Here is an 18,548-nt window from a genome sequence, read left to right on the forward strand (position 1 = left end):
CCCGCCACTCTTCTACTAAGACTTAGAAAGACTCAATAAACTCAAAACTGACTGTAACCGAGGGATAATCTGATGAAAAAGATAGGTATTAATGGCTTTGGACGCATTGGCCGTCTGGTCTTGCGCCGCCTGCTGGAAGTGTCCAGCGATAGCGAGGTTATCGCGATTAACGATTTAACCTCCCCCAGAGTGCTGGCTTACCTGCTGAAGCACGACTCCAACTACGGTCCCTTTAAATGGAGCGTGGATTACACCGACGACGCGCTGATCGTCGATGGTAAAAAAATTGCCGTCTACGCCGAGAAAGACGCCCGAAATATCCCCTGGGGACAGACGGGCGTGGAGATTGTCGTGGAATGTACCGGTTTCTATACGTCAGCAGAGAAATCCCAGGCCCATCTGGATGCCGGCGCGAAAAAAGTGCTGATCTCCGCCCCGGCGGGCGATATGAAAACCATTGTCTATCGGGTCAATGACGATACTCTGGACACAAAAGATACGGTGATTTCAGTCGCCTCCTGCACCACTAACTGCCTGGCGCCGATGGCCAAAGCGCTGCACGACAGTTTTGGTATTCAGGTCGGCACCATGACCACCATCCACGCTTATACCGGTACCCAGGCGCTGGTTGACGGCCCGCGCGGCAAAGATCTGCGCGCCTCCCGCGCAGCGGCGGAAAACATCATCCCCCACACGACCGGAGCGGCAAAAGCCATTGGCCTGGTGATCCCGGCGCTGAATGGCAAACTGAAGGGCCATGCCCAGCGCGTGCCGGTAAAAACCGGTTCGGTTACCGAGCTGGTGTCCATTCTCAATAAGAAAGTCACTGCCGATGAAGTCAATGCCGCGTTGCAAAAAGCCACCGCAAACAACGAATCTTTTGGCTATACCGATGAAGACATTGTCTCGTCGGACGTGATTGGCTCTCAGTTCGGCTCGGTGTTTGACGCCACCCAGACCGAAATTACTGAGGTGGGCGACCTGCAACTGGTGAAAACCGTCGCCTGGTACGATAACGAATATGGCTTTGTCACCCAACTGGTACGGGTGCTGGAAAAATACCGCAAACTTTGAATGATAAATTCGCCGGGAGAGACCCCTCTCCCGCTTTGCGCTCCTACACCGCCGCCTCATTGCGCACAATAGCCCGTAAATAGTCCACTGTATGCTGCGCCCGCGCGCTCAACGGCCACTCTGCGCGCTGAATCAGCCACAGGGTATCCACCACGCTCTGGCCGCAATCCACCACATCGATCTCCTGCTGACGCGCAAAAGCCTGGCGGGCATAACGCGGCAACACGGTAAATCCATGCCCGGCGGCAACGAAATCCAGAATCAGCCCCACCTGATTGGTATACCCGGAAACCGGCAGATGACGAATGCCCGGGTTATCCGGAAAACGCCGGCTCAGCAGACGGGTCGCCATATCCCGACCGTCCGGGTGATCGATAAACCCCAGCGTTTCCAGCTGCGCCCACTCACAGCCGGACTGGCCGGCAGGTACCACCAGCTCCAGCGGCTCGCGGACAAACTGGCTGGCGCCAAGCCGCGGATCGTCCGGCCGACGAGTGGCAATACCGACCTCATACTGATTCTGGGCGACCGCTTCAATCACTTCACTGTCGGGGGCGAAACGGTGACGAATCACCAGACCGGGCACCCGAGCCATTCTTTCCAGCAGATAAGGAAAAATCATCAGTCCGGTGCTGCCGGGGGTGATAATGCTCACTTCGCCGCTTTCGGTATGCTCTCCGGAAAGCTTCAGGGCCAGACGTTTATCCGCCTGTTCCAGCTCCTGGCAATAACTCAACAGCGCTTTACCCGCCGGGGTGAGATCCAATTGTCGCCCGCGGCGGGTTAACAGCACGCCAAGCTGATTCTCCAGGTAACGGATATGCTGGCTAACCGCCGCCTGGGTAATTTCCAGCCGCTCCGCGGCGCGGGTAAAACTGCTGGTCTCCACCAGCGCGGCGAACGAACGCAGCCAGTGCGGGTTATACATCGGACGCTCCAGTTAAATCATAACGAAATATTATGCCAGACATAATCTATTGGCGATTTTCATTATGCTCTGACCAGCCTACTCTGATCACGAAATTTTCACCGCCCAATCATCACGTCGGACGTCATTGTGGAGGAATAATGTCACTACCTGAGACATATCGCGCCTGGATCTGGCACAGCGGTCAGCTCCCTGAAGGCATGAAACTGGAACAGCGGCCGCTGTCCCAACCGCAGGCCGGAGAGGTATTGATCCGTAATCAGGCGATCGGCCTCAACCCGGTGGACTGGAAACTGCTGAACATCAAGAGTGGGCAAGTGCCGGGCGTCGACGGCGCAGGCACCGTCGTGGTCATCGGCAGCGGCGTCAGCGCCGACTGGCTGGGCCAGCGCGTTGCCTAGCATCAGAGCCTGCAGCGCCACGGCAGTTTTGCGGAATATACGCCGCTGCGCGCCAGCGTACTGATGCGCATACCGGACGCGCTGGGCGCTGACCAAGCTGCGGCTTTCCCGTGTCCGGGCCTGACCGCCTGGCAGGCGCTGGAAAAAATCCCCACCCGCCCGGGAGAAACCATTCTGATCAGCGGCGCCGGCGGTTCGGTCGGCCATTACCTGGTCCAGCTCGCGGCACAGCGTGGTTTTGTGGTGCATACCCTGAGCCATCCACGCCACGCCGGGCGGCTTGAGACGCTCGGCGCGACCCGCGCCCTGGCGGAACCCGAAGATCGCCAGGCGCCCTGGCCGGTGGCGGATCGCTATTACGCCATCGTCGATGCCGTCAGCGATGAACGCTGTGACTGGTTGTGCCGGCAACTGCGCGCCAATGGTCATTTTGTCGCCATTCAGGGACGTGCGCAGCATTGGCCCAACCCGCCGTTTGCCCAGGCGTTTTCACTGCATGAAGTGGCGCTCGGCGCGCTGCATAGCTGGGGCGACGATCGCGACTGGCAGCACCTGACCCACCACGGAGAAACGCTGTTAACGTGGCTCGCCGATGGCTCCCTGTCGGGAGAATCGCTGGTTGAGACCCCCTTTGAACAGCTCAACCACTCGCTCACCCGCCTGAAAGCACGCAATTTTTCCGGGAAAATGATCGCGCTATTCAACTAGCGCAGAGGAATGCGATGTCAGCCCTGTTTACGCCTTTTTCACTCAAAGACGCCACACTGCGCAACCGCATCGCTATTCCGCCAATGTGCCAGTCTTCCGCCACCGACGGCATGGCCAATGACTGGCACCGCCATCACTATGCCGGGCTGGCCCGGGGTCTCGGCGGTCTGGTGATTGTCGACGCCACCGCGGCTATAGCCTGACTATCGCCCGTAAACTGCCGATTATTTGCGGTATGCTGCTTTCCTGCACCATTGAGATCGCCAACTATACCGCGTCGGAAGCGCTGGTGATCGGCGCCATGAGTCGGGCCTTCTTTGCCAAAGGGTTCGGTAATCTCGGCTGGTGCGTACTGAGCGACACTTCACCGAAAGAGATCCCCGGCATCGCCGGCGGGGTGTTCAATATGTGCGGCAATCTGGCAAGCATCGTCACGCCGCTGGTGATTGGTGTGATTCTGTCGAAAACCGGCTCCTTTGACTATGCCATCCTGTCTATTCATCGGCCTGACGTCATATCTGTTTGTGCCAGGGCCGCTACAGCGTATCTCGCTGAAGAGTGCAGCCGCATAACTGAATTGGGTACTGGCGTCGCGATGACGCCACGCCGTTCCGGGAACCGCACGCCTTCCCCGGGGCGGCGCTTTTCCTGTTCACGCCCGGCCCTTATACCGTCGCCCGATGACTAATCGTCGCCGCCAGACCCGGCGCGCTCGCCAGACAGCACCACGCCGCTTCGATAGCATCCGGAATATCGACATGGGCGATATAATCTTTTCCGTCCGGCCCGTAACCGCTGGCGTCATCGCGCAGTCGCGGGATCTCGCCAAGTAGCAGCGACAGATACCTGTCCACTGACCACATGCCCTCATCGCCGGTCACGAAATGCAGTACGCCGTCGCGCTGTTCCAGACTTGGTACCAGCCCCGGATAACTCAGCCACTCCGGGTTTCCCGGCCCGTCACGCCACGCCCGGGCAAAGGTCGCCATCATACGGCGCTGCATGGTCGGATCCTGAATCACCAGCGGATGGCGCGGGCAGATCCCCTGCTCCAGCAACAGTTCGCGGGTAAAGCAGGCATTTTCGCCACAGTTGGTGGAGGTGGTTTCACACAGAATACGGCCGGCCGGCAGTTGCCAGTAATGAATCGCGATATCGGCAATAATTTCCGCTTCCGGGCGCCCCTCACAGGGGATCGACTGGTAACGGGGATGAGCCGCGACGGCCTGATAAAGATATTCCGTCGAATGGCCGATGCCGCCGGTAATCAACACCGGGAACTGGCTTTCCGACGCCAGCCGACAGGCGGCATCGATCACCGGGATAACGGCGTTACCGGCTACAATCAGCAAATCGGCTCCGCAGGCGGCCGGCGCGCCATCGGTGTCGTCCTGTGCCAGCCAATCTCCCAGTGTGTTGGCGGCAGCCAGCTCTTGCGCTGTCAGGGTGGACTCAGGGGTTGTCATTAGTTTTATACTCCCGCATGGATTCGATTTCCTGTAGACACCATTTTTAAAAGATAATGCGTTGCATTTACATTGCCGCAAACCGATGAATTTGTCATCTGAATGAAATAACAAGAATGCGCCAAAAATCGTCGGGTTGCACCTGCACAGCATTCTGAATGTTGTTTTTCTGTTCGCATATTGTTCCATTATGTTGTGCATTTTCGGCATATCCACCTGGCTAAATCAACCAGTACCGGGCAATTTTCCCTTCGTGTCGCTTGCCAAATGCAACATCTCACCATAGTTTGATTAACAATTTATCAACCTTTCTGTTGTGCAAGGTTGCACCTTCCTGCCGGCGGGTAGCACCTGGTATAGCTTTAACGTGGCGAGGAATGATCTGTGATGACGACACAAGAAAGTAGCACCGCGATTCTCCGTAAAAATAAAAAAGTACTGATAGCCAGTCTGACCGGCAGCTCCATTGAATGGTTTGACTATTTTCTCTATGGTACCGCCGCCGCACTGGTGTTTAACAAAGTCTTCTTTCCGATGGTCGACCCGCTGATTGGTTTGATCCTCTCCTATCTTTCGTTCTCTCTGACCTTCTTTATTCGCCCGATTGGCGGGGTGATTTTCGCCCATATCGGCGATCGCATCGGTCGTAAAAAAACCCTGGTACTCACCCTTTCACTGATGGGAGGTGCAACCGTGATGATCGGCCTGCTGCCGGGCTATGATTCGATCGGTATCTGGGCCCCCTGTCTGCTGATCCTGATGCGCGTTATCCAGGGTATCGGCATCGGCGGCGAATGGGGCGGCGCGCTGCTGCTGGCCTATGAATATGCGCCGGCGAAGCGTAAAGGGTTATTCGGCAGTATTCCCCAGGCCGGCGTCACTATCGGTATGCTGATGGCGACATTTATTGTGTCGTTAATGACGCTGTTCAGCGAAGAGCAGTTCCTTACCTGGGGCTGGCGTATCCCTTTCCTGCTGAGCGCTGTACTGGTGCTGCTGGGGTTGTGGATTCGTAAAGATATTGATGAGACGCCGGACTTCCAGCAGGTGAAGCGCAGCGGTCAGATCAGTAAAACGCCGCTGAAAACCACCCTGACGCACCACTGGCGCGAAGTGCTGATCGCCGCCGGGCTGAAAGTGGTTGAAACCGCGCCATTCTATATCTTCTCGACATTTGTGGTGAGCTACGCCACCAACAACCTACAGTATGCCAAATCCCAGGCGCTGGAGGCGGTGACGCTTGGCGCGCTGGTGGCGACCCTGATGATCCCGTTGATGGGGCTGCTGTCCGACAAAATAGGCCGCCAGCGTATGTACGCGGTCAGCGTCGTGCTGCTGGGGATGTTTATCGTACCGTGGTTTATGCTGCTGGATACCGGCACTACCTGGGGAATTGTCGCCGCCACGGTGATCGCCTTTGGTATTCTCTGGGCGCCGATCACCGCGGTTCTCGGCACACTGTGTTCTGAAATCTTCCACGCCAGCGTCCGCTATACCGGCATCACCCTGGGCTACCAGCTCGGCGCCGCGCTGGCAGGGGGGACTGCGCCGCTGATCGCCACCGGTTTGCTGGCCAGCTCTGGCGGAGACTGGACACCGGTCGCCTGGTACCTGGGGGTGACCGTCGCCATCTCGCTGCTGGCAATCTTCCTCGCCAGCCGCAGCGCGCGCAAACATGCCATAGCCGGCCAGCCTGACGCGCTGTAATCCTTGTCGACGACTTAACATCGGGCAGCCTGTTGCGGCTGCCCGATTTTTTTTACCGCCGGGATCGGATTAAACTGACGTAACATACCAGAAAATAACGGATATACTGAATTCCCCTACCCTGTGGAATTCTGTTATGAAAACGGCTTCTTTCTCCCGGCGTCAGGCGCTGGGCGTACTATTATCTGTTCCGTTAATGATGATGGCGGTTGCCAGCCACGCCGCTACTGATGGCGCGCAGCAACAACTGCAGGCGCTGGAAAGCGCGGCGGGCGGGCGCCTTGGCGTCTACGCCATTGATACCGCCAGCGGTAAAACGGTGGCCTGGCGGGCTGACGAACGTTTTCCTTTCTGCAGTACCTTCAAGACTATCGCGGCATCGGCGCTGCTAAAACGCAGCGAGAGCGCCCCCGACTTCCTCAACCAGCGCATCCATTACTCGCATAGCGATATTGTCAACTGGTCACCGGTCACCGAAAAGCATCTCAGCGAGGGCATGACACTGGCGGAACTGAGCGCCGCGGCTCTGCAGTACAGTGACAACACCGCAGTTAATTTGATGGTCGACGCCCTGGGCGGCATTGACAAAGTCAATGAATTCGCCCGCAGCATCGGCGATAACACTTTCCGTCTCGACCGCCGGGAAACTGAATTAAACAGTGCAATACCGGGCGATGAACGCGACACCACCACACCGGCAGCAATGAGCCATAGCCTGCAAAAACTGGCGCTGGGCAACGCGTTGGGTGAAACCCAGCGGAGCCAACTGGTAACATGGATGAAGGGCAATACCACCGGCGCCAGACGCATCCAGGCCGGGGTACCCTCCACCTGGACAGTAGCGGATAAAACCGGGGCTGGCGACTACGGCACCACTAATGATATCGCCGTTATCTGGCCTGAGCAGGGCGGCCCTCTGGTGGTGAGCATCTATTACACCCGGGAGCAGCAAAATTCGCCGATAAACAATGACATCATCGCCGCCGCCACCCGTATCGCCGTGGCGGAACTGCAGAAAAAATAACCGGCCAGCCGGTTACTCCCGGGGCAAGGCAGACACGCTTCCCTGTCCCGGGGCGCCATTAACCCATGCTATGCAGTCCGACAATATTCCCTTCGGTATCCTCAATCACAGCGGCAAAGCCGTTCTCACCAATCGATATCTTCGGGGAGATGACCCGACCGCCGTTTTCCTCGGTTCGACTGACCGGCACGGCGCAGTCCGCGCAGGAGAGATGCACCCGCGTCCCCGTCGCTCCAGGCACGCCATAGTCACACTTCACCAGTGCACCGCCCGCGCCCTCTTTGCCCTGCTGGTAAGGAAACATCATATAAATCCCCTGGCTTTCCGGCAGCCGGACAAGTTCCACACCGAGAATGGCTTCATAAAAACGTGTGGCGCGTTCAATGTCATCAACATAGATCTCAAACCAAACCGCAGCGTTATATTTCATTCCATAGATTCCTTATTTACGGTTGCCGACAATATGGCGAACAGCACTGGCCTGCGACTGGCTCCCTCCCCAGCCGGACCGGGAACACAGTCAGCGCCCTCCGCTAAATACTGTATTTTTGACCAGTATCAATATTGCGCCCGGGTCGCGCGATATGTTGTAAAAACGCGACGCGTGCCGGGAACCTACGGCAGCGGGCAAATGCCCGGGACGGATATTCAGCGACGCGCGTTTCATCTATAACTCTATACTACATCGTGATTTTACCCGGTGACGGCAATCAAGAATGGCCCGGTTACACGATGGAAACCTGCTGATGGCAGATATCGGTGCTGTCGGGCCGTAGAAACCGCGCCGCTTCCGGGCTGACATCCTGCGTAACAGACCGGGCGCCGCAGCGAACAGAACAGAGAAAATGTCACAGAAAAACGTACCGCCCCCGGCCATGCCGGACATTTTTTCACCGGCCACCCGCGACTGGTTTCGCGGCGCATTTCGCCAGCCGACGCCGGTTCAGTCTCAGACATGGTCAGTGACCGGCGCCGGCGAACATGCGCTGGTCATCGCTCCCACCGGCTCGGGTAAAACCCTGGCCGCCTTTCTGTACGCGCTCGACCAGTTGTTTCGCGAAGCGGAAACCACGCCGCCAGGCACCCCGGCCAGCCAGCCCCGCACCACGCGCATTGTGTATATTTCGCCGCTGAAAGCCCTCGGCAGCGATGTTCAGCGCAACCTGCAGGTTCCGCTCCAGGGGATAAGCCAGCAGCGACAACAGCGCGGCGATCCCGAAGTCGCTATTCGGGTCGGGATGCGTACCGGCGATACGCCAGTCCGGGAGCGGGCGATGCTCACCCGCCATCCGCCGGATATCTTAATCACCACCCCCGAATCGCTGTATCTGATGCTCACCTCCCGCGCCCGGGAGACATTACGCGGCGTGGAGACGGTCATCATTGACGAGGTACATGCCGTGGCCGGCAATAAACGGGGCGCGCATCTCGCCCTCAGCCTTGAGCGGCTGGATATACTGCTCCATAAACCGGCGCAGCGCATTGGCCTGTCCGCCACCGTCCGCTCGGTAGACGACGTCGCGCTATTTCTCGGCGGCGATCGCCCGGTTACCGTGGTCAATCCGCCGGCGATTCGCCATCCTGATATCCGTATCGTCGTGCCGGTCGCCAACCTGGACGCCGTATCATCAGTCACCGACGGCGAATCCAGTGCCACCGGCCGCGAAGGGTCAATCTGGCCGCACATTGAATCTGGTATCCTCGACCAGGTCCTCAGCCACCGTTCAACCATTGTCTTCACTAACTCCCGCGGGCTTGCCGAAAAACTCACCGCCCGGCTCAATGAGCTGTATATCTCCCGCCTGCAACATGTTCCTGCGGCGCAGGCCGACACCGCGCATTATGTCTCTTCCTCCGGGGGAACCGGTAACCGCGCCCAGGATACCCCGCTGTTTATCGCCCGTTCGCACCATGGCTCGGTTTCCAAAGAGCAACGGGCTATCACTGAACAGGCGCTGAAATCGGGGGAACTGCGCTGCGTGGTGGCCACTTCCAGCCTTGAACTGGGCATTGATATGGGGGCGGTCGATCTGGTGATTCAGGTGGCGGCGCCCCTTTCTGTGGCCAGCGGGCTGCAGCGAATTGGGCGCGCCGGGCACCAGGTGGGCGGTGTATCAAAGGGGCTGTTTTATCCGCGCACCCGGCGGGAACTGATTGATTCCAGCGTGATCATCGAATGCATGCTTTCCGGGAAACTTGAAACCGTGACGCCGCCGCGCAATCCGCTGGATGTTCTGGCCCAGCAAACCGTTGCCGCGGTGGCGATGGACGCGCTGAATATTGATCAATGGTATACCACCGTGCGGCGGGCGGCGCCGTGGCGCGAACTGGCGCGCAGCGTGTTTGACGCCACCCTGGATATGCTGGCCGGGCGCTACCCGGGCGGCGATTTTGCCGCCTTCCGACCGCGGCTGATATGGAACCGGGAAACCGGTCAGCTCACGGCCCGCCCCGGCGCCCAGCGTCTGGCGGTGACCAGCGGCGGCACCATCCCGGACCGGGGAATGTTCAGCGTACTGCTGCCGGAAGGAGAAGAACAGGCCGGCTCCCGGCGCGTCGGGGAACTTGATGAGGAGATGGTGTATGAGTCCCGGGTCAACGACATCATCACTCTCGGCGCATCGTCGTGGCGTATTCAGCAAATCACCCGCGACCAGGTGATTGTCACCCCGGCGCCGGGACGTTCCGCCAGGTTACCGTTCTGGCGCGGAGAAGGCAGCGGACGACCGGCTGAGCTGGGGGAGTTGATCGGCGACTTTATGCATCGCCTGGCGGACGGCAGTTTCTTCGCCCATCCACAGTTGCCCGGCTTCTCAGACGACGCAACCAGTGATAATGCCCTGCTTAATATCCGCGGGCTGGTCGAGGAACAAAAGAACGCCACCGGCATACTGCCCGGCAGCCGCCATCTGGTGCTGGAACGCTGTCGCGACGAAGTGGGCGACTGGCGGATCATTCTCCATTCACCCTATGGCCGCCGGGTGCACGAACCCTGGGCGCTGGCGATCGCCGGGCGTTTTCAGGCCCAATGGGGAGCCGACGCATCGGTGGTGGCCAGCGATGATGGAATTGTCGCCCGGCTTCCGGATACCGAGGGTAAGCTACCGGATGCGGCGATTTTTCTTTTTGAGCCGGAAAAGCTCAGCCACATTGTCCGGGAAACCGTCGGCAATTCCGCCCTTTTCGCGGCGCGCTTCCGGGAGTGCGCCGCCCGGGCGCTGTTAATGCCGGGACGCACGCCGGGACACCGATCCCCGCTCTGGCAGCAGCGGTTGCGGGCCGGTCAGTTGCTGGAGATCGCCCGCGGCTATGCGGATTTTCCGGTGATTCTCGAAACCGCAAGGGAGTGCCTGCAGGATGTCTACGATCTCGGCGCCCTCGACAAACTCATGCGCCGTCTCAACAGCGGCGAGATCCAGATTTCTGAAGTCACTACCGCCACGCCGTCCCCTTTCGCCGCCAGCCTGCTTTTCGGCTATGTGGCCGAATTTCTCTACGAGTCTGATGCGCCGCTGGCCGAACGCCGGGCCTCGGTACTGGCGCTGGACAGCGAACTACTGGGCAACCTGCTCGGCCAGGCGGATCCCGATGAAGTGCTCGATACGACGATCGTGCGTCTGATGGAGGATGAGCTGCAGCGGCGCGTCCCTGGCAGAAAGGCGAAAGGTCAGGAAGGAGTATTCGATCTGCTGCGCGAACTGGGCCCGATGAGCGCGGAGGATATTGCCGAACGGCATGCGGCGAGCCGCAGCGAAGTTAACGCCTGGATTGAAGCCCTGAGCGGCGCCAGACGTATTTTTCCGCTTACCGTCGCCGGGGGCAAACGGCTGGCCTGTATGGATGATGCGGCGCGACTGCGCGATGCGCTGGGCGTGCGGCTACCGGCAGACCTGCCCGATGTATACCTGCATCGGGTCGCGACGCCGCTCAAAGATCTGTTCCTGCGCTATATCGCGACCCATACGCTGTTTACCGCCGATCGAATTGCCGGTGAATTCGGCCTCGGCGTCGCCGTGGCTGAAGAGTTCCTCAGCCAGTTACGGGAACAGAGTCTGGTGATGCGCCTGCGCCCCGGGCAAACCGGCGTACAGAACGCCGGCCAGCCCGCGTCTTCGACCTGGGTGGGCGAAGAGGTCTTCCGGCGCCTGCGGCTGCGCTCGCTACAGGCGGCAAGAGAGGCCACCCGCCCGGTCCCTGCCAACACTTATGCCCGCCTGCTCCTCGAACGTCAGGGACTGCTTCCCGGTTCGGATGGTAGCCCGGCACGCCATACCGCTGCTCCGGTCGGCGTTTTTGAGGGCGTGGACGGGGTTATGCGCGTTATTGAGCAACTGGCGGGCCTGGCGTTACCGGCATCGCTGTGGGAAAACCAGATCTTTCCGGCCCGGGTGCGTAATTACACGCCGGATATGCTGGACGAACTGCTGGCGACCGGAGCGGTGGTCTGGTCAGGAGAAAAAAAACTCGGCGAGGATGATGGTCTGGTGGCCCTGCATCTGCAGGAATATTCGGCGGAAACGCTTGCCGCTCCGGGCAGCGATATCAGCGCCCTGAGCGAAATACAACAGGCGATTATTGCGCTGCTTGCCGGCGGCGGCGCCTGGTTTGCCCAACAGATCAGTGTACAGTTGATGGCAGGACGCCGTCACCCTGGCGATGAGGATGTACTGACCCCGCAAGCGCTGCATGACGCACTGTGGGGACTGGTGTGGCAGGGATATATCACCAGCGATATCTGGGCGCCGCTGCGCGCCCTGGCGCGTTCCGGCCCGGCGCAGCGCCAGTCGTCGCGACGGCCTTCCCGTCTGCGCCGCGGGCGCCCGGCACTCTCTTACCGTTCCGCTCCGGCATCGTTACCCGTCTCCTGGAACACCCCGCCGCTGGCCGGACGCTGGTCGCTATTGCACGCTGAGCCGCTGAATGATACCGAGCGTCTGCTGGCGCAGGCCGACAATATGCTTGACCGCTATGGCCTTATCAGCCGGCGGGCGGTGATGGCGGAAAACCTGCCGGGAGGCTTTCCGGCAATCCAGGCCGTCTGCCGGCGCATGGAGGATGCCGGACGCATCTTACGCGGGCGCTTTGTCGAAGGGATGGGAGGCGCTCAGTTTGCCGATCGCTTCACCATCGATCGGCTGCGCGCCCTCGCGGCACCTGAGGTCAACAAACCAGCCTTCACCCCGGTCGGGCTGTCGGTCAGCGATCCGGCCAATCCCTGGGGAGCGCATTTGCCGTGGCCAGCGCATAGCGCATCGCTGGCGCCCACCCGGCGTCACGGCGCCTTTGTCGTTCTATGCGGCGGGAAGCTTATGCTTTACCTGGCCCAGGGCGGGAAAAAAATGCTGATCTGGGCGGAACAACAACCGACGCCAACGGCGGAGACCTTTCGGGCGCTGGCCGATACGCTACGCCGTGAACCCGGGCTGCGTTTTACCTTACAAGAGATCAATGATACTCCGGTACGCCAGACTGACTGGTTTACTCTGCTGCGCGAAGCGGGTTTTTCCAGCTCGCCGCGCGGGCTGGACTGGGGTTAACGATTCAGGACTGAATGCCGGCAGGCGGCGGATGAGTGCGACAACATGCCGCCATCTTCCTGCCGGCAGAGCGGCATTACAGCAATTCGCTGAGCATCGCCTCTAATTTTTCCTGATCGCGGGCGAACAGACGGATCCCTTCCGCCAGTTTCTCGTTCGCCATCGCATCTTCATTATGCATCCAGCGGAATTCGGCCTGGGTTAAGCGCTCTGGCCGGTACTCTCTGGTATCGCCGGGCGCCAGGCGGCGCTCCACCGGTTGATCGCTTTTCTCCAGCTCATCCAGCAGACGGGGGGCAATCGTCAGGCGATCGCATCCCGCCAGCGCCAGAATTTGCTCCCGGCGTCGGAAGCTGGCGCCCATCACGATCGTTTCGTAACCACAGGTCTTATAGAACTCATAAATTTTCCGTACCGACGCCACGCCGGGATCGCTGTCGGGATGATATTCCGCCGCTGGAGCGTTTTTCTGGTACCAGTCGGTAATCCGACCGACAAACGGCGAAATCAGGTACACCCCGGCATCCGCGCAGGCGCGGGCCTGAGCAAAAGAAAACAGCAGCGTCAGGTTACAATTGATCCCCTCTCTCTCCAGCTCCTCCGCCGCCTGAATCCCCTCCCAGGTGGCGGCAAGCTTGATCAGGATGCGCGATTTATCAATGCCCTTTTTGCTGTAGCGATTGACCAGTTTCCGGGCCTTGCAGACACAGAGACCGCGGTCAAACGACAGACGCGCATCCACCTCAGTAGAAATACGTCCCGGAATATGTTTCAGAATTTCCGCGCCAATATTGACCGCCAGGGCATCGCTGGCATTGATCAACTGAGTATGTTTATCCCCGCCCTGCTCCCTGGCATAATTCACCGCCTCATCCACCAGATGCTTATACTGCGGCAGCCCGGAAGCCTGGAGAATTAATGATGGGTTGGTGGTGGCGTCCTGCGGAGAATAAATCTGGATAGATTGTAGATCGCCGCTATCGGCAACTACTGTGGTGTATTTCTTTAATTCCTCTAACTGACTCATAACCTACTCCGTGTCATCCTGCGGTGAGAATCTATTACTGGTTTTAGTGGCAATTACGCTGTCTACAGACTGGTTCCGCAGGGGGATTTAAGATGTGTTACTGGCGGGTATCATGACGTAACAATTCCTTTGTCTTATTTGTATGATACATACTATGCATTAACAAAAGGCTGTCAAGAATAGCGCGCGTCCGGAAAACCACCGTGTGATAAATATCAGTAAACGGACATTATCAGAGAAAATCGGGCTAAAGAGACTTGTCAGTCGCGGGCGTTAAGTTCACGCGAAAAACCGACCCGCAGCCGGCTGGCATGCGAACCGGCGCTGAACAGATCAATGCGGAAACTGCACTTATCGGCGCGGGTCACAGAGGTGGTGTATTCAAAAACGAAACCGTTATCCAGATAGGAAATGCGATCGATCCGGTAACCCACCGTTATCCTGTCGGCGCACTGCAAATGCCGGGCGTCGGCATCGCTGATGATGATCGCTTCAAGATTTTCGGTGGCGTGCACAATATCGAGACCAAACTGACTTTTCAACGTTTCGTACAGCGAGTGGGTCTCAAAACTGGTGTGCTCAATGCCCGGGCACAAATTGTAGGGAATACAGGTTGTTTCAATCAGCAGCGGGGTGTCGTCGCCAAAGCGGATGCGCCGCAGGATAAATACCTTACGCTGCGATTGCGGCAGGTTCAGTTTCGCGGCGATATCATCATCGGCATCAATGACGTCGCACTGCAGAACCACGGAGTGTGGATTGACCCCCAGCTCGCGCATACTGTCGGAAAAATGGTACAGCGAGTTCAGTTTGCGATTAATCTTCTTATCGGCAATAAAGGATCCTTTGCCGCGCTGGCGGACAATTAATCCTTCTTCAAGTAATTCATTCATCGCCTGCCGCACAGTGGTGCGGCTGATATTCAGCAGTTCGCATAACTCATTTTCGGTGATCATTCGGTCATGGGGACTGAATACCCCAAGTTTGATCTGGTGGCGAATAAACGCCGCCAGTTGAGAATACATCGAGGTTGCGGCATCAGCGCTGAAGCGGAAATTGTCTTTGATAAACAGCCCGGTATCCATTAGCCAGCCCCTCTCTATGGTCTGTGGCAAATGTATCATACAATAAGCAGGCCTGCCATATGCTGATATCGGCTATACCGTGCAGATACGGCCATGGTCTTAATATTGTGAGGGGTGGGTTGATTGATACTGCGTCAGGGCTGCAAGCCATATCAGGAGGCTGCTGGTTATACGGCGGCACGAATCCAGGGAGTCAAAAATGTGCAGGACATACCAGCCCTGCACGTTATCAGTTTCAGTATTTCAGCGTCGACAGCGCGTCTTTCCCGGCCTGGGCATATTTATCCTTCAGGTCTTCGGTGGTGTTGAAGGTGGAAATCAACAATTTGCCATCCCGGGAGGAGAACTGCAGCAGGTTGTAGATTTTGCCATCTGCGGCAGGCGTGGTGATCTCCAGGCGACTCATTTTCTTACCATTCACCGTGACATCCGCTACCGATGGCGCAAACGCACTCATCTGGTTTTTCATCATCGCAGCAAATTGTGGTATCTGAGATTCACTCATCGCGCTGTTGGGGGCGCTAAAAGCAATGGAGACCTTACCGCCCTCGCTTTCTGCATACCAGGCTTCCTGTGGACGCTGAGCTGTCATGGGATATTTCACCTCCAGCATCTCTTTCGGCATTTTCACAAAACCTTTCGGCAGCACGATAGTCGCCTTACCATCAAGCACTGTGGTGCTATTCTGCGCGACGTCAGTGCTGCTCCCGCCATCACAGGCGGAAAGTAACAGGGTGGAACTGATAAGCAGTAAGCTGACCATGAAACGGGCTTTCATTTGATAACTCCTTGTTGGTAATACATCCCTTTTGCGGGCTGATGGTTGCGGTATTAACCGCAAGGTAAAAACAAACAACCGGCGTAAGCCGTTGTTTTTAGCAGCCATTGCCTGTGGTTTAAGCGCAGAAATGACTCACTGATAGTTAATGGTAAATTCCACAGCCGTATCCGCCTTGCCTGCCGACATCCCTGAACTGCCGGAAATAACCCCATAGCGGGCCTTCAGGGGGATCTGGTAACTTGCGGCGCTGGCCTGCGGCGTCAGTCCGCTTTCCGTCACGATAGCCATCGAAGAGTCGGTAAGCACATTATTCCCCTGCGCATTCTGGATCTCCACGCAGGTACCGCTGGCGGTATTCGCGCCCGGAGTTAGCTGCGCGCACTGGCCGCCGGAGAGCAGCGTTTCATAACCGTTGACCGGATTAAGGGACAGGCCAATGGCGTTCGATTTATCCGGTGAGCCGGAAACACTGTTGCCAGTATCAAGCCACTGGTTCGTCGCTTGTGCAGCTACCAGACTGGTTCTTACGTAACGGCCATGCATCGGTGGGCAATTCAGCAGCGAAATCGTGAAATCTACCCAGTCAGTATTGACCGAACTGCCTGAGACTTTATGCTGGCCCATCGCCACATTGACATCCGGAGTCTGGCAGGTACCAGAAACCACATTCACGGCGCCTGACACAGTAATCCGGGCGCCATAATCTTTAGTTACCCCATTGACAGCATCAACATCGCCACTCAGGACAGCATCAACGACCAGCGGCGGAAGAGAAATGGGAACGGTCCAGGTACCTGCCGGAATATCACCGGTTTTGATCAGCAGGAGTTCAACGGTATAGCTGTTCAGTCCTTGTCCACTACCGGCACCAATGAATTCATCAACCTCTGCATATGGGAATATGAGGTTACTGACCGAGCCCGAACTATAAAGACTAAAGGTCAATACCATCCCAATACCTGTAATCCCTGTGTCATAAACATTATGCCCTGACCAGGTACTGATCACTGCCGGTAACCCACCTTCAGCAGCAAATCTCCGGGTGACTTCTGCATAATTGCCCTCGGGTGTGGCTTTGTAGCAATTATTGAAACCAATCAGAGCTGCATCAGGGTTTTTAATAATTTGCCGAAACAGTACGCCACCTACCGGCAAATCGCGCATCGCGCTGATGGACATATCAGAAGCCAGCACCGGCACGGCATAATCCACATAGGTGGACCGGCCACTCCAGTTTTCTTCACACAATCTTGTGGCCTGCGCACCCAGCGACCATAGAGATAACACCGCCATCAGATTTAACGCTAATAATTTCATTAGTACACTATTCTCTTTAATATACCGTAATATACCGACAGAATGATTCACTGATAGTTAATGGTAAATTCCACAGCCGTATCCGCTTTACCCGCTGACATCCCTGAACTGCCGGAAATAACCCCATAGCGGGCCTTCAGGGGGATCTGGTAACTTGCGGCGCTGGCCTGCGGCGTCAGTCCGCTTTCCGTCACGATAGCCATCGAAGAGTCGGTAAGCACATTATTCCCCTGCGCATTCTGGATTTCCACGCAGGTACCGCTGGCGGTATTCGCGCCCGGTGTCAGCTGCGCGCACTGGCCGCCGGAGAGCAGCGTTTCATAATCGTTGACCGGATTAAGAGACAGGCCAATGGGGTTCGACTGATCCGGTGAACCGGAAACACTGTTGCCTGTATCAAGCCACTGGTTCGTCGCTTCCTCAGCCAGCAGACTGGTTCTTACGTAACGGCCATGCATCGGTGGGCAATTCAGCAGCGAAATCGTGAAATCTACCCAGTCAGTATTGACCGAACTGCCTGAGACTTTATGCTGACCCATCGCCACATTGACATCCGGAGTCTGGCAGGTACCGGAAACCACATTCACGGCGCCTGACACAGTAATCCGGGAGCCATAATCCCTGGTGACGCTATTAGCAGTGTCAACATCGCCGGTCAGCTCTGCGTCAATCACCAGTGGCGGTAGTAAAATGGGGACGGTCCAGGTTCCAGCAGGAATATCTCCGGTTTTGACCAATAAAAGCTCAAGCGCCGTCGTTCCCATCGTGTTAGATGCTGTGCCTGACATATTTCCACCTGTAACGATAGTCACTGCTCCCAGTATTCCGGGGAATATCTGACTATTGGAGCCCCCGTAAACCGGGCCATAACCGCCATGCATCAACACCATGCCAATGCCGGTAACCCCTGTATCATAGACATTATGCCCGGACCAGCTACTGACCACGGCGGGCATTCCCCCCTCAGCCGCCCATTGGACCGTTGACGTCGTCGCATATTCCAGCCCGCCTGATGTATTGGTGCAATTCCTGAACCCGAGGCCCATCGTATCCGGATCCTTAATGATTTGCCGGAACAACACACCACCCACAGGAAGATCCCGCATTACACTGATGGTCATATTAGATGCCAGAACCGGCACCGCATAATCTACATAGGTCGTCCGTCCGCTGTAATTTTCCGGGCATCTTGTCGCGGCCAACGACCGCGCTGACCATAGTGACATCAGTGCCATCAGGGCTAATGTGAGTAATTTCATAAGCACTCTACTCGCGTTAATCTATCGACATGTTCAGACAGGAAGTACCTCTGAAGGCATATCATCGGGCAGCGCTACCTCATGACCAGCTAATCGAGAAAATATCCTATAAATCTCACTGTCATTAATAGAGAAGCGCACGGCATTTATACTCACCACAAGATTTTACTGAGAGCAAAAAATCATTAATCAGAAATAAATAATAGCTGACAACTGAACATGCTCCCTGTGGAC

The 18,548-nt window shown here is 57.3% G+C and carries 14 protein-coding genes and 2 pseudogenes; 8 read left to right on the forward strand and 8 right to left on the reverse strand.

Annotated elements, in window-relative coordinates; all coding sequences use genetic code 11:
- The first annotated feature begins 72 nt into the window (after window positions 1–72).
- Window positions 73–1,074, forward strand: coding sequence for a type I glyceraldehyde-3-phosphate dehydrogenase (gene gap, locus AQ981_RS02670; RefSeq protein ID WP_058910191.1), 1,002 nt, complete (start codon window positions 73–75; stop codon window positions 1,072–1,074).
- Window positions 1,075–1,117: 43 nt separating this feature from the next.
- On the opposite strand, the gene AQ981_RS02675 is transcribed toward gap, so the two are convergent.
- Entirely contained in the window at window positions 1,118–2,002 is an 885-nt protein-coding gene (locus tag AQ981_RS02675) for a LysR family transcriptional regulator (RefSeq protein WP_058910192.1), read from the reverse strand.
- 140 nt (window positions 2,003–2,142) lie between these two features.
- Here AQ981_RS02675 and AQ981_RS27985 point away from each other — a divergent pair, with 140 nt between their 5' ends.
- The 4 genes and pseudogenes from AQ981_RS27985 to AQ981_RS02690 form a co-directional block, all read left to right on the forward strand.
- Window positions 2,143–2,403: an alcohol dehydrogenase catalytic domain-containing protein gene (locus tag AQ981_RS27985; protein ID WP_249226252.1), complete on the forward strand. Its 261-nt coding sequence runs from the start codon at window positions 2,143–2,145 to the stop codon at window positions 2,401–2,403.
- Window positions 2,404–2,466: 63 nt separating this feature from the next.
- Entirely contained in the window at window positions 2,467–3,111 is a 645-nt protein-coding gene (locus tag AQ981_RS02680) for an MDR/zinc-dependent alcohol dehydrogenase-like family protein (protein ID WP_249226253.1), read from the forward strand.
- A gap of 14 nt (window positions 3,112–3,125) precedes the next feature.
- Window positions 3,126–3,302, forward strand: a pseudogene (locus AQ981_RS02685) (oxidoreductase); the annotation flags it as partial.
- Window positions 3,299–3,683, forward strand: a pseudogene (locus AQ981_RS02690) (MFS transporter); the annotation flags it as partial. The pseudogenes AQ981_RS02685 and AQ981_RS02690, both read left to right, overlap by 4 nt.
- Window positions 3,684–3,776: 93 nt before the next feature.
- Here AQ981_RS02690 and AQ981_RS02695 read toward each other — a convergent pair.
- Window positions 3,777–4,577: a YdcF family protein gene (locus AQ981_RS02695; RefSeq protein ID WP_058910195.1), complete on the reverse strand. Its 801-nt coding sequence runs from the start codon at window positions 4,575–4,577 to the stop codon at window positions 3,777–3,779.
- Window positions 4,578–4,964: 387 nt separating this feature from the next.
- Here AQ981_RS02695 and AQ981_RS02700 point away from each other — a divergent pair, with 387 nt between their 5' ends.
- Together AQ981_RS02700 and bla are read left to right on the forward strand one after the other, a co-directional pair.
- Window positions 4,965–6,284 (forward strand): MFS transporter, encoded by a 1,320-nt coding sequence (locus AQ981_RS02700; RefSeq protein WP_058910196.1) that lies wholly within the window; start codon window positions 4,965–4,967, stop codon window positions 6,282–6,284.
- 136 nt (window positions 6,285–6,420) lie between these two features.
- Window positions 6,421–7,308 (forward strand): class A beta-lactamase, encoded by an 888-nt coding sequence (bla, locus tag AQ981_RS02705; protein WP_058910197.1) that lies wholly within the window; start codon window positions 6,421–6,423, stop codon window positions 7,306–7,308.
- A gap of 58 nt (window positions 7,309–7,366) precedes the next feature.
- On the opposite strand, the gene AQ981_RS02710 is transcribed toward bla, so the two are convergent.
- Entirely contained in the window at window positions 7,367–7,738 is a 372-nt protein-coding gene (locus AQ981_RS02710) for a VOC family protein (RefSeq protein ID WP_058910198.1), read from the reverse strand.
- A gap of 415 nt (window positions 7,739–8,153) precedes the next feature.
- Between AQ981_RS02710 and AQ981_RS02715 the strand changes: the two genes are divergently transcribed.
- Window positions 8,154–12,845 (forward strand): ATP-dependent helicase, encoded by a 4,692-nt coding sequence (locus AQ981_RS02715; protein ID WP_058910199.1) that lies wholly within the window; start codon window positions 8,154–8,156, stop codon window positions 12,843–12,845.
- A gap of 76 nt (window positions 12,846–12,921) precedes the next feature.
- Here the strand turns inward: AQ981_RS02715 and tal are convergent, their stop codons facing one another.
- The 5 genes from tal to AQ981_RS02740 all read right to left on the reverse strand — a co-directional run bounded on the left by tal (window position 12,922) and on the right by AQ981_RS02740 (window position 18,176).
- Window positions 12,922–13,872 (reverse strand): transaldolase, encoded by a 951-nt coding sequence (gene tal, locus AQ981_RS02720; RefSeq protein WP_058910200.1) that lies wholly within the window; start codon window positions 13,870–13,872, stop codon window positions 12,922–12,924.
- A 260-nt stretch (window positions 13,873–14,132) separates the two neighbouring features.
- A complete protein-coding gene (locus AQ981_RS02725; RefSeq protein WP_058910201.1) occupies window positions 14,133–14,957 on the reverse strand; it encodes a GntR family transcriptional regulator in 825 nt (274 codons plus the stop codon).
- Between the two features lie 235 nt (window positions 14,958–15,192).
- The gene (locus AQ981_RS02730; RefSeq protein ID WP_058910202.1) at window positions 15,193–15,735 is read right to left on the reverse strand and encodes a hypothetical protein; all 543 of its coding nucleotides are present in this window, start codon (window positions 15,733–15,735) and stop codon (window positions 15,193–15,195) included.
- Window positions 15,736–15,870: 135 nt separating this feature from the next.
- On the reverse strand, window positions 15,871–17,106 hold the full coding sequence (locus AQ981_RS02735) for a fimbrial protein (protein WP_161969148.1): 1,236 nt from the start codon (window positions 17,104–17,106) through the stop codon (window positions 15,871–15,873).
- Window positions 17,103–18,176 carry a fimbrial protein gene (locus AQ981_RS02740; RefSeq protein WP_154675894.1) on the reverse strand — a complete coding sequence of 358 codons (1,074 nt, stop codon included), beginning with the start codon at window positions 18,174–18,176 and terminating at the stop codon, window positions 17,103–17,105. Before AQ981_RS02740 ends, AQ981_RS02735 begins: the two co-directional genes overlap by 4 nt.
- Window positions 18,177–18,548 lie beyond the last annotated feature (372 nt).

Source organism: Entomohabitans teleogrylli (genome assembly GCF_001484765.1).
GTDB classification, from domain to species: domain Bacteria; phylum Pseudomonadota; class Gammaproteobacteria; order Enterobacterales; family Enterobacteriaceae; genus Entomohabitans; species Entomohabitans teleogrylli.